Below are 11,740 nucleotides of genomic sequence, written 5' to 3'. Positions count from 1 at the left end.
GCGTGGATTCTGGCCCTGGATTGTGACAACATGATGAATACTGGAAACAGTTATTTAGCGCTACAATAGGCTTCCACCTTCCAGCCAAAGAACGATGCAGAGCAAGCTCCTTTCCCGTTCCGCCATGATGGCGGCCTTCTTTTGCGCCGGCGCCGTGCAGGCTGCGGGCGGAATCAGCGTGCAGGTGGTGGACGCCGCCGGCAAACCGGTGGCGGACGCGGTGGTCTACCTGGAAGCCGACGGCGGCCAGACACTGCCGAAAACGCTCAAGGCCGGCGAAATCAGCCAGAAGGCCTTGAAGTTCATCCCGCTGGTGTCGGTGGTCCAGACCGGCAGCAAGGTTTACTTCCCGAACAACGACAAGGTGCGGCACCACATTTATTCCTTCTCGGCGCCGCATAAGTTCGACCAGAAGCTGTATACCGGCACCACGGCCGAGCCGCAAACCTTTGAGAAGCCGGGTACCGTCGTCCTCGGCTGCAATATCCACGACAAGATGATCGCCTATGTGCGCATTGTCGATACGCCGTACTATGGCAAGACCGACGCCGCCGGGCGCGTTGCGCTGGATGCGCCGGCTGGCAAGTACGTGCTGAAAGCCTGGCACCCGGATATCGTGGGCGGCAACGCGCTGGAGCAGCCCACCCGCCTGGCCGACGGCAGCGCCAGCGCCAACTTCAAAATGTCCCTGAAACCGCGCGCCGCCGATGCGGACGCCCCGGCCAACTGACGCCATGCGATTCCGCAGCCTGGAAAGCCGCATCGTCACCCTGTTCCTGGTGCTGCTGATCGTGGTGCAGCTGGTGGGGCTGGCCGTGATCCAGCGCGGCATCGACAGCAATGCGCGCACGGCGATTGCCGCGGAGCTGGTGAATGGCGGCAAAGTGTTTGCGCGGCTGATGGATCAGAATGCGCAGAACCTGCGCAACGGCGCCCGCCTGCTGGCGCGCGATACCGGCTTCCTCGCCGCCATCGGCAACACCGATGAAGGCGACCGCGCCACCATTGAATCGGCGCTGGCCAACCACGGCCGCCGCATCAAGGCCTCGATGACCATGCTGGTGAGCCCCGAGCGCAAGGTGGTGGCGTCGACCAGCGACGCCCAGGCGGCGGGCCTGGAGCACATGGTCGTGACCATGCTGGACAAGGCGGAGGAGAGCGACGGCGCCAACGGCGTCGCCGTGGTGGAGCGCATGCCGTACCAGATTGTGGTGGTGCCGGTGAAGGCGCCGGTGACGATCGGCTTTGTGGTGATGGCATTCCCGCTCGACGAACGGCTGGCGCGCGACATGCGCGAGACCACGGCCCTGCAAACCCTGCTGCTGACGCGCGACGCCAGAGGGCACTGGCTGCCGGTGGCGTCCAGCTGGCCGCCGGCGTCGGTCGGCACCATCATGCCCCAGCTGCAAAGCATGCGCAGCGTGCCGGCCGGCGCGGTGGACCTGGCGATCGACGGCGACCGCTACTCGGTGCGCATGACGCCTATCGGGGAAGATGACGGCCATGTGGCCGTGGCCATGCTGGGCCGCTCGATAGACGAAGCCACCGCCGAATATGAGCGGCTGGAGCACTGGCTGCTGGGCCTGACCGTGGCCGGCATTGTCATCTGCGCCGTGGCCAGCGTGCTGACGGCCAAGCGCATTGCCCAGCCGCTGCGCCAGCTGGCCGAATCGGCCAGGCGCCTGGAGCAGGGCGATTACAAGGTTGATATCGCGTCGTCCCGCGCCGACGAGATCGGCGCGCTGGCCAACGCCTTCGGCAGCATGCGCGACGGTATCGCCAAGCGCGAACAGGAAATCAAACGCCTGGCGTACTGGGACCCGCTCACCAACCTGCCCAACCGTGCCCAGTTCCTGCTCAAGCTGAACGACTCGCTGGGCGACGCCAAGAAGCGCGGCGGCTCGGTCTATGTGCTGATGATGGACCTGGACCGCTTCAAGCATGTCAACGATGTGATGGGCCACAGCTTTGGCGACGCCTTGCTGAAACTGGTGGCGGGGCGGCTGCAGCAATTGCTGGCCAACCGGCGCCACCAGGCCTACCTGGCGCGCCTTGGCGGCGACGAGTTCGCGGTACTGCTGCCAGGTTCGGATCTGGGGCAGGCGGTGGTGGTGGCGTCGGAAATCCTGCAGGCGCTGGAAACGCCGCTCTCGCTGGAGCAGCAGATGGTCGACATCGGCGCCGGCATCGGCATTGCCGGTTACCCCGAGCATGGCGTGGATGGCGAGGAGCTGCTGGGCAAGACCGAAGTGGCCATGTATACCGCCAAGCAGCGCAACGACGGCGCCGTGGTGTATGAGGAGTCGATTGACGAGGGTAGCCAGCAAAGCCTGTCGTTGCTGACGGAATTGCGCCGCGCGGTGGAGAACAACGAGCTGCGCCTGTTCGTGCAGCCCAAGATCACCTTCTCCTCCGGGAGTGTGGTGGGCGCGGAGGCGCTGGTACGCTGGCAGCACCCGGTGCGCGGCAACGTCTTCCCGGACCAGTTCATCCCGTTCGCCGAGCAAACCGGCTTTATCCGCGTGCTGACGCAGTGGGTGCTGGAACGCTCGGCGGAGCTGTGCCATGCGCTGGCGCAGCGCGGCATCCACCTGAAGGTGTCGGTCAACCTGTCCACGCGCGACCTGCTGGACCAGGATTTGCCGGTCAAGGTCGCCGAGATCTTCATGCGCCACCACGTCTCGCCCGGCGCTTTTTGCCTGGAGATCACCGAAAGCGCCATCATGGACGACCCGGTGCGCGCCCAGCAAACGCTGGAGCGCCTGCACGCCATGGGCTGCGACCTGTCGATTGACGATTTCGGCACCGGCTATTCCTCGCTGGCGTACCTGAAGCGCCTGCCGGTCGACGAACTGAAGATCGACAAATCCTTCGTGCTGAACATGGCGAACGACGTGGGCGACGCCAAGATCGTCCGCTCCACCATCGACCTTGGCCACAATATGGGCCTGCGCGTGGTGGCGGAAGGCGTGGAGGACGACGCCGCCTGGAACATCCTGGCGGAGATGGGCTGCGACCAGGGGCAGGGGTACTTCATGAGCCGCCCGATGCCGGCCGACCAGCTGGCGGGCTGGGTCGAGAACTGGCGCGCACCCGCTTTGGCCGAATAAAAAACTGCCCGGGGCGCTCCGGATAGTTACTTATTTGTCATATTCCACGTTATGATCGCTGCCGCATTCATAACTATCCCTATGGACGACACATGCCATTTAAGCGCGCTACCCTTGCATTTTCCCTGATCGCCGCCTTCAGCGGCCAGGCCCTGGCCCAATCCTGCCCAGCAGGCGCCGCCGCCGTGACCTATCCGGTTTCCAAGAAGGTTGAGCAGCAGGACAACTATCACGGCACCACGGTTGCCGACCCCTACCGCTGGCTGGAAGACGCCAACAGCGCCGAGACCAAGTCCTGGGTGCAGGAACAGAACAAGGTGACCAACGCGTGGCTGTCGCAGATCCCGCAACGCGAAGCGATCAAGGCGCGCCTGACCAAGCTGTGGAACTTCGAGCGCTATGGCGTGCCGTCGAAGAAGGGCGGCCGCTACTTTTTCAGCCGTAACGACGGCCTGCAGAACCAGTCGGTCCTGTACACCGCCAAGAACCTGAACGAAACCCCGCGCGTGCTGCTGGACCCGAACACCCTGGCTGCCGATGGCACCGTGGCGCTGGCCGGCACCGCCGTCAGCCCGAACGGCAAGTACCTGGCCTACAGCACCGCCGCTTCCGGCTCCGACTGGAATGAAATCAAGCTGCGCGATATCGAAACCGGCAAGGACCTGGCCGACCATATCAAGTGGGTCAAATTCTCCAACACCGCCTGGGCGGCTGACGGCTCCGGCTTCTACTACAGCCGTTACGACGAACCGACCGAAGCCAATAAGCTGGCTGGCGTGAACTACTTCCAGAAGGTCTACTTCCACAAGCTGGGCACCGCGCAGGATGCCGACGTGCTGGTGTACCACCGCCCTGACCAGAAGGAATGGGGCTTTGGCGCCGAAGTGACCGACGATGGCCGCTACCTGATCATCAACGGCTCGCACGGCACCGAGCGCAAGAACCGCGTTTTCGTCAAAGACCTGAAGGCCAAGGACTCCAAAGTGGAAGACCTGCTGGTGCAGTTCGACGCTTCCTATAACTTCATCGACAACGACGGCCCGATCTTCTACTTCCTGACCGATAAGAACGCGCCGCGTTCGCGCGTGATCGCCATCGACGTGCGCAAGCCAGGCAGCGAGAACTGGAAAGAGATCGTGCCGGAAACCGCGCAAACCCTGACCGGCGCCAGCATCGTCAACAAGCAGCTGGTGCTGAACTACCTGAGCGACGCGCACAGCGCCGTGAAGATCGTCGACCTGAAGGGCAAGCATGTGCGCGATATCGCGCTGCCGGGCCTGGGTTCGGCGGGCGGTTTCGGCGGCAAAGCGACCGATACCGAGACCTTCTACGCCTACACCAGCTTCACCACCCCGGCCACCATCTACCGCCTGGATATGAAGACCGGCAAGTCGAGCATCTACCGCCAGCCGAAGGTCGATTTCGACCCGAGCGCGTTCGATGTGCGCCAGCAGTTCTACACCTCCAAGGATGGCACCAAGGTGCCGATGTTCATCGTGTCCAAGAAGGGCATGAAGCTGGACGGCAGCAACCCGACCTACCTGTACGGCTACGGCGGCTTCAACGTCTCGCTGACTCCGAGCTTCTCCGTGGCCAACCTGGCATGGGTTGAAATGGGCGGCGTCTACGTGGTGGCCAACCTGCGCGGCGGCGGCGAGTACGGCGAAGCGTGGCACAAGGCCGGCACCAAGCTGCAAAAGCAGAACGTGTTCGACGACTTTATCGGCGCGGCCGAATGGCTGGTGGCGAACAAGGTGACCTCGCCAGCCAAGCTGTCGATCGGCGGCGGTTCCAACGGCGGCCTGCTGGTCGGCGCGGCGATGACCCAGCGTCCGGACCTGTTCGGCGCGGCCCTGCCTGCGGTGGGCGTGCTGGATATGCTGCGCTTCCAGAAGTTCACCATCGGCTGGGCATGGACTTCGGACTACGGTTCGTCCGACAATGCCGACGAGTTCAAGGCCCTGGTCAAGTACTCCCCGCTGCATAACCTGAAGCAGGGCGGCTGCTACCCGGCGACCATGGTGCTGACCGCCGACCACGACGACCGCGTGGTGCCTGCGCACAGCTTCAAGTTTGCTGCCGCAGCCCAGGCTGCGCAGGGCGGCGCGGCCCCGATCCTGATCCGCATCGAGTCCAAGGCTGGCCACGGCGCCGGCAAACCGACCACCAAGCAGATCGAGGAAGTGGCCGACCGTTGGGGCTTCCTGACCCGCGCCCTGGATATGCAGCCAGCCGCACCGGCTGCGTCCACCACCGGCGGGCAGTAAGCCGTGCGCGCGCTGCTGCTGTGGGCTGCCCTGATTGCGCCGGCCACGGCAGCAGAGGCGCCAAAAACCTTCGCTGACCATACGCGCTCGCTCGCGCCGCAGACCGGTTTCATCGAGCTGTGGCGCGACGCGGACAAGGGGCGCGTGCTCCTTTCCGTGCGCGAGCTGGGCCAGCCGTTCCTGCTCACCACCTCTTTACCTTATGCGCTGGGCTCGAACGATGTCGGCCTGGATCGTGCCCAGGCGGGCGAGGGCAAGGTGGTGCGCTTCCAGAAGTTTGGCAACCGCCTGTTCCTGGTGCAGGAGAACACGCGCTTTGTCGCGCGTTCCGCCGATGCCGACGAGCGCAATGCGGTGGCAGAATCCTTTGCCGGTGCCGTGCTGTGGTCGGGCGATATCCTGGCCAGCGAAGGCGCGCGCCACCTGGTGGATTTCTCCAGCTTCCTGCTGGCTGACCAGCATGGCGTGGTGCAGCGCCTGGCCGATACGAAGCAGGGCGCTTATCGCATCGACGAAAGGCGCAGCGCGGTGCTGCCGGCCGAGGCGAAAGCATTCCCCGACAATATCGAACTTGAAGCGTTGCTGACCTTTGCCGGTCCGGGCAGCGGCGAGTATGTGCGCCAGGTGGCGGCCGATCCGGCCAGCCTTTCTATGCGCCAGCATATTTCCATGGTGCGGCTGCCGGACAACGGCTACCAGCCGCGCCGTTACCATCCATTCTCTGGCGGCATCGACACCGCCTACTACGATTTCGCCACGCCGCTGGCAAGCAGCCTCGACGTGCGCTGGCAGATCCGGCATCGCCTGGAAAAGGGCGGCAAGCCAATCGTGTACTACCTTGACCGTGGCGCGCCCGAGCCGGTGCGCTCGGCCTTGCTGGAAGGCGCGCGCTGGTGGAGCGCCGCGTTCGAGAAGGCGGGCTACAAGGACGGCTTCCGTGTCGAGTTGATGCCGGAAGGCGCCGACCCGGCCGATGTGCGCTACAACGTGATCACCTGGGTGCACCGCGCCACGCGCGGCTGGTCTTACGGGAACGCGATCACCGATCCGCGCACCGGCCAGATCATCCGGGGCGCCGTCACGCTGGGATCGCAGCGCGTGCGGCAGGATATCCTGATCGCCGAAGCGCTGCTGGCGCCCTACGGCAAAACCGCCGCCGTCGAACGCCGCAAGCTCGCCGAGCAAATGGCCCTGGCGCGCCTGCGCCAGCTTTCCGCGCATGAAGTCGGCCACACGCTCGGCTTTGCGCACAACTTTGCCGCCAGCCGCCACGGCAACGGCTCCGTCATGGACTACCCGCATCCGGTGCTCAAGCTCGGCGCCGACGGCGGCATCGACCTGCAGGACGCCTACGGTGTTGGCGTTGGCGCCTGGGACGAGTACCTGGTGAAGTATGTCTACGGTGATTTCGGCAGCGGCGAGGCGGAAGCAAATGCCCTGGCCAAGCTGCGCAGCGATGCCCGCGCCGCCGGCCTGCAATACGTTTCCGATAACGACGCGCGCGCCCAGGGCGCCGCGCACCCGAACGGCTTGCTGTGGGACTTCGGCCCCGACGCGCTGAAGACGTGGGATCAATTAGGCGCCATCCGCCGCCGCGCGCTGGACAACTTCTCCTTCGACGTGCTGCCAGACGAGCGCCAGGTAGGCGAACTGGAAGCGCGCCTGGTGCCGGTCTACCTGCTGCAGCGCTACCAGGGTGAAGCCGTGGCGCGCCTGCTGGCAGGCGGCGAGTACGAATCCGCCACCAGCGCCGACATCCGCGCTGGCCGCGCCGCAGCGGGCGTCAAAACCACGCCCGCCGCCACCCAGCGCGCCGCCATCGCGCGCCTGGCCGAAACCCTGCGCGCCGAATACCTGGCGCTGCCTGCAGGCCTGCTTGACCAGCTCTCCCCGCCCGCAGCAGGTTTCGACCGCAACAAGGAGTACTTCGGCACCCGCATGAGCGCCGTCTTCGACGCGCTCTCGGCCGCCGAAACCGGCGCCGCCCAGACCGCAGGCTTCCTGTTCGACGCCAGCCGCCTGAACCGCCTGTACTGGCAACACGCGCGCGACGCCGCCATGCCTGGCACCGGCGAAATCATCGATGCCGCACTGGCCAGCACCTGGAAGCGCAATTCCGTCCCGGGCAAGCTCGGCGGCGGCGAAGCCGTGCAACTTGCCGCCAACTGGGTCGTGCTTGACGCACTGCTGCAAGTAGTAGACGGCGGCAAGCTCCACACCAACGTCGACGCCGACCTGCGCCAGCAATTGCGCTCCCTGGCCGGCTGGCTGAAAGCCAACCCCGGCAAAGGCACCACAGCCGCCAGCCGCGCCCAGGCCGCCGACCACGTTCTGCGCTACCTGGCCGACCCGCGCAGCGTCAAGCTGCGCGCCCTGCCAACAATCCCGCCCGGAGCCCCTATCTGAGGCTGGCCATGTGGCCACTCATCCGAAGCCAACGAGGAGCAATATGTCCGAAATACTGAAGGAACACGAAGCGCTGCGCGCGCTCGAACAATCGCGGCTCGCGGCACTGGTAGCCGGTGATGTCGAAGCGGCCAGATTGCTGCACGCCGACGACTTCCAGCTCGTCACGCCGGTTGGCATGGCGTTGTCCAGGGAGCAGTACCTTGGTGCGATCGCCGCCGGGACGCTGTGCTACAAGGTTTGGGAGCCGAAGGACATCGAAGTGCGGCTGTTCGGCCAGGGCGCGGCCATCCGCTACCAGTCCGAGCTGGAAGTCACTTTTGGGCAGCACCACATGCCGCGCGCCACGCACTGGCATACCGACCTCTATGAGAAGCGCAATGGCGCCTGGCAGATTGTCTGGTCGCATGCGACTGCGGTCCGGTCAATGGTCTAAGCGGTGAGGCCGGGGGGCGGGAGCTTGGGTTATGGCGCCTCGGCATCGACCTGGCACCACCGCACTTTGCCTCCTTCTGGCAAAACTTCCTTGTCGTCGGCTCGTACTATACGGTGATGTGGGGCGGCCCGATGTGGCTACTGCATTGGTCCAAGGATGGCGCGAGCTTTAATACCGGCCTTGCGTACGCGATCTTCGCGGGCGCTGTGTTTGGTGGCGTCATCGCCGCGTCGTACGAAAGGGCGAAGCGCAGGAATGGCTTGCCCGCCTGGCGTGACCTGGGGCGATCTTAGAAGCGCACCAGCCACAAGGTAACCAGGCCCACCCAAGGCAGCATAAAAACTGCCAGCTCCAGGCGGCGCAACCAACTGGTGCGGCCAGGATAGCCGTAAAAGGCAATCGCGTTGACCAGCGAGCAGAACGCCCACAGCAGGATGAGGAAAGCCATGTAAAGCAGGCCTTCCCCGGTGCCAGCGCCGACACAGCCTGCGTTCTGGCATCCGCCGACGCTGCTGCTGCGGCCGCGCCGCGAAATCTCCTCGTAGATCAAAGGCGCAACGGTACCGCCAATGACCATGAGGTAGGAGAGGGCGCGCAGCCAGGTGCTGGTTTTAGTTTGCAAGGTTTAGCGGTGAATCACAACGAGGAGCGCCTTCGCCTCGGACTTGCCGGGGTTGCGGATGGCGTGCTGGACGTCGGCGACATAGCGCGCAGTGCCGCCTAGCTTGACCTTCTTTTTGCTGGAAGCGACTTCCAGCTCCATCGAGCCATGCATGACGGTCAGGTGCTCGGTGGTGCCCGGGTCATGAGGCTGCGAGACCAGTTCGCCGCCCGGTGCCAGCGTCAGCTCGTACCATTCGTATTTGCCCGCCAGTTCCATCGGCCCCAGGATGCGCAGCACGTAGCCGGCGTGCGCGCCAGGCAGGGTAGGGGTCTCATGCGCATCCACCAACTTTATCAGTTCGACATCCTTTTCGACGTCGGACAGCAACTCCCCGATCTGCACCCCAAGGGCATTGGCCAGGCGCCAGGTGATGGCGATGGTCGGATTGGCCTTTTCCCGTTCAATCTGCGATAGCATGGACTTGGAGACCCCGGCGATACGGGACAGGTCCTCCAGCGTCAGGCCGCGCGCCAGGCGCAATCGTTGCAGGGCGGCGCCGACTTCCGGCGGGGCATTGGTGGGAGTGGTCTGCTTCACGCTTGCAAAGTTCAATGTAGTAACGTAGGATTCTGTATATCGAATTTACGTTCAATATAGTGAATTCCATCCGGATTAGTGAAATAAGAGTAAACTTTACATCAGAGGACGACCATGAGCCAAGCGACGAATGCGTTTTACACGGGCCTGCAACAGAACCTGGAAAAGCTGCGCAACGAGGGTCTGTACAAGCCGGAACGCGTAATCGCGTCGCGCCAGGGCAGCGAAGTGCAGGCTGAAGACGGTCGTACCCTGATCAATATGTGCGCCAACAACTACCTGGGCCTGTCCGGCCAGGAATGGGTGGCGCAGGCCTCCATCGAAGCGACTGAGAAATACGGCTACGGCCTGTCCTCGGTGCGCTTCATCTGCGGCACCCAGACCGTGCACAAGCAGCTGGAAAAAGCCATCTCCGAATTCCTCGGCACCGAAGACACCATCCTGTACGCGGCGGCCTTCGACGCCAATGGCGGTGTGTTCGAACCACTGTTCGATGAAAACGACGCCATCATCTCCGACGCGCTGAACCACGCCTCCATCATCGACGGCATCCGCCTGTGCAAAGCCGCGCGCTTCCGCTACGCCCACAACGACATGGCCGACCTGGAGAAGCAACTGCAGGCTGCCGCCGACAAGCGCCACAAGGTGATCGTGACCGACGGCGTGTTCTCGATGGACGGCACCATCGCCCAGCTGGACAAGATCGTTGCACTGGCCGAGAAGTACGGCGCCCTGGTGATGATTGACGAGTGCCACGCCTCCGGCTTCATGGGCAAGACCGGCCGCGGCACCCACGAGCACCACAATGTGCTGGGCAAGATCGACATCATCACCGGCACCCTGGGCAAAGCCCTGGGCGGCGCCATGGGCGGCTTCACCTCCGGCCGCAAGGAAGTGATCGACACCCTGCGCCAGAAATCGCGCCCGTACCTGTTCTCCAACACGCTGGCCCCATCCATCGCCGGCGCCTCGCTGGAAGTGCTGAAGCGCCTGTCCGCCTCCACCGAGCTGCGCGACCGCCTGCATGAGAACACCGCCTACTTCCGCAAGGAGATCGAGCGCATCGGCTTCACCATCAAGCCAGGCACCCACCCGGTGGTGCCGGTGATGCTGTTCGAAGCACCAGTGGCGCAGAAATTCGCGGCCCGCATGTACGAGCTGGGCGTGCTGCTGTCCGGCTTCTTCTACCCGGTGGTGCCGATGGGTCAGGCGCGCGTGCGCGTGCAGTTGTCGGCCGCCCACACCCGCGAACAACTGGACAAGGTCCTCGCAGCATTCGAACAAGCTGGCAAAGAACTCGGCATCATCAAGAACTAACTGGAAAAAGCAGGTAAGAACATGGAACGTATCCTCGTCATTGGCGCCAACGGCCAAATCGGCTCTGAACTGGTGGAGGCGCTGGCCAAGCAGCACGGCGCGCAGAATGTCATTGCTACCGATATCAGCCCGGTCAATAAATACAACGCAGCGCGCTACCAGGTGCTGAACGTGATGGACAAAACCGCGCTGGAGCAACTGGTGGCAGCGGAAGGCATCACCCAGGTCTATCAGCTGGCAGCCATGCTGTCGGCCACCGGCGAGGCGGCGCCGCTGAAAGCGTGGGACCTGAACATGGACGGCCTGTTAAATATCCTGGAAGTGGCGCGCGAGCGCGGCGAGCAGGGCAAGCCGCTGCGTATCTTCTGGCCATCGTCGATCGCGGCGTTCGGCCCGAACACCCCGGCTGAGAACACGCCGCAGTTCACCGTGATGGATCCAACCACCATCTACGGCATCTCCAAGCTGGCAGGCGAACGACTGTGCGAATATTATTTCCTGAAGTACGGCGTTGACGTGCGTTCGATCCGTTACCCAGGAATTATCAGCTTTAAATCGCCACCAGGCGGCGGCACCACCGACTACGCGATCGCGATTTTCCACGCCGCGCTGCGCGGCGAGACCTACGATTGCTTCCTCGGCCCGCAGACCACGCTGCCCATGATTTACATGCCCGACGCAATCCGCGCAACCATTGAATTGATGGACGCGCCGGCCGAACAAATTAAGATCCGTTCGTCGTACAATGTCGCCGGCGTTTCCTTCAACCCGGAACAACTGGCAGCAGCGATCACCCGTGCGGTGCCTGCATTCAAGATTGCCTACACTCCGGACAGCCGCCAAGCCATTGCCGACAGCTGGCCGCGCAGCCTGGACGACTCCAAGGCGAGTGCGGACTGGGGCTGGAAAGCAAGCATCGGCGTGGACGAGATGGTGAAGGACATGCTGGCGAATATTGACGTGAGCCTCAGCGAGGCCGCATAACCAGAGAGAGACAAGTAAC

The 11,740-nt window shown here is 64.0% G+C and carries 10 protein-coding genes; 8 read left to right on the top strand and 2 right to left on the bottom strand.

What is annotated here, in order from left to right:
- The first annotated feature begins 94 nt into the window (after positions 1 to 94).
- The 6 genes from GTP41_RS16475 to GTP41_RS27995 all read left to right on the top strand — a co-directional run bounded on the left by GTP41_RS16475 (position 95) and on the right by GTP41_RS27995 (position 8,512).
- The gene (locus GTP41_RS16475; RefSeq protein WP_229502914.1) at positions 95 to 730 is read left to right on the top strand and encodes a methylamine utilization protein; all 636 of its coding nucleotides are present in this window, start codon (positions 95 to 97) and stop codon (positions 728 to 730) included.
- 4 nt (positions 731 to 734) lie between these two features.
- Positions 735 to 3,110 (top strand): putative bifunctional diguanylate cyclase/phosphodiesterase, encoded by a 2,376-nt coding sequence (locus tag GTP41_RS16470; RefSeq protein WP_161026666.1) that lies wholly within the window; start codon positions 735 to 737, stop codon positions 3,108 to 3,110.
- Between the two features lie 92 nt (positions 3,111 to 3,202).
- Positions 3,203 to 5,377: a prolyl oligopeptidase family serine peptidase gene (locus tag GTP41_RS16465; RefSeq protein WP_161026665.1), complete on the top strand. Its 2,175-nt coding sequence runs from the start codon at positions 3,203 to 3,205 to the stop codon at positions 5,375 to 5,377.
- A 3-nt stretch (positions 5,378 to 5,380) separates the two neighbouring features.
- A complete protein-coding gene (locus GTP41_RS16460) occupies positions 5,381 to 7,783 on the top strand; it encodes a zinc-dependent metalloprotease (protein ID WP_161026664.1) in 2,403 nt (800 codons plus the stop codon).
- A 43-nt stretch (positions 7,784 to 7,826) separates the two neighbouring features.
- On the top strand, positions 7,827 to 8,219 hold the full coding sequence (locus GTP41_RS16455) for a nuclear transport factor 2 family protein (RefSeq protein WP_161026663.1): 393 nt from the start codon (positions 7,827 to 7,829) through the stop codon (positions 8,217 to 8,219).
- The gene (locus GTP41_RS27995; RefSeq protein ID WP_371867370.1) at positions 8,171 to 8,512 is read left to right on the top strand and encodes a DUF6404 family protein; all 342 of its coding nucleotides are present in this window, start codon (positions 8,171 to 8,173) and stop codon (positions 8,510 to 8,512) included. The genes GTP41_RS16455 and GTP41_RS27995 overlap by 49 nt, the downstream gene beginning before the upstream one ends.
- On the opposite strand, the gene GTP41_RS16450 is transcribed toward GTP41_RS27995, so the two are convergent.
- Positions 8,509 to 8,841 carry a hypothetical protein gene (locus GTP41_RS16450; RefSeq protein ID WP_161026662.1) on the bottom strand — a complete coding sequence of 111 codons (333 nt, stop codon included), beginning with the start codon at positions 8,839 to 8,841 and terminating at the stop codon, positions 8,509 to 8,511. The genes GTP41_RS27995 and GTP41_RS16450 overlap by 4 nt on opposite strands.
- A 3-nt stretch (positions 8,842 to 8,844) precedes the next feature.
- The gene (locus tag GTP41_RS16445; RefSeq protein ID WP_161026661.1) at positions 8,845 to 9,420 is read right to left on the bottom strand and encodes a helix-turn-helix domain-containing protein; all 576 of its coding nucleotides are present in this window, start codon (positions 9,418 to 9,420) and stop codon (positions 8,845 to 8,847) included.
- A gap of 114 nt (positions 9,421 to 9,534) precedes the next feature.
- On the opposite strand from GTP41_RS16445, the gene kbl reads away from it, so the two are divergent.
- Positions 9,535 to 10,737: a glycine C-acetyltransferase gene (kbl, locus tag GTP41_RS16440; RefSeq protein ID WP_161026660.1), complete on the top strand. Its 1,203-nt coding sequence runs from the start codon at positions 9,535 to 9,537 to the stop codon at positions 10,735 to 10,737.
- Positions 10,738 to 10,758: 21 nt separating this feature from the next.
- Positions 10,759 to 11,721 carry an NAD-dependent epimerase/dehydratase family protein gene (locus GTP41_RS16435; RefSeq protein WP_161026659.1) on the top strand — a complete coding sequence of 321 codons (963 nt, stop codon included), beginning with the start codon at positions 10,759 to 10,761 and terminating at the stop codon, positions 11,719 to 11,721.
- The last annotated feature ends 19 nt before the right edge of the window (positions 11,722 to 11,740 follow it).

Source organism: Pseudoduganella guangdongensis (assembly GCF_009857475.1).
Taxonomy (GTDB): Bacteria; Pseudomonadota; Gammaproteobacteria; order Burkholderiales; family Burkholderiaceae_D; genus Rugamonas; species Rugamonas guangdongensis.
Note: the sequence above shows the minus strand (reverse complement) of the source record. Positions and strands in the feature narration are given on the sequence as shown.

Coding starts and splice junctions, on each gene's coding strand:
- GTP41_RS16475 (WP_229502914.1), top strand. CDS start 95: ATGCAGAGCAAGCTCCTTTCCCGTTCCGCCATGATGGCGGCCTTCTTT.
- GTP41_RS16470 (WP_161026666.1), top strand. CDS start 735: ATGCGATTCCGCAGCCTGGAAAGCCGCATCGTCACCCTGTTCCTGGTG.
- GTP41_RS16465 (WP_161026665.1), top strand. CDS start 3,203: ATGCCATTTAAGCGCGCTACCCTTGCATTTTCCCTGATCGCCGCCTTC.
- GTP41_RS16455 (WP_161026663.1), top strand. CDS start 7,827: ATGTCCGAAATACTGAAGGAACACGAAGCGCTGCGCGCGCTCGAACAA.
- kbl (WP_161026660.1), top strand. CDS start 9,535: ATGAGCCAAGCGACGAATGCGTTTTACACGGGCCTGCAACAGAACCTG.
- GTP41_RS16435 (WP_161026659.1), top strand. CDS start 10,759: ATGGAACGTATCCTCGTCATTGGCGCCAACGGCCAAATCGGCTCTGAA.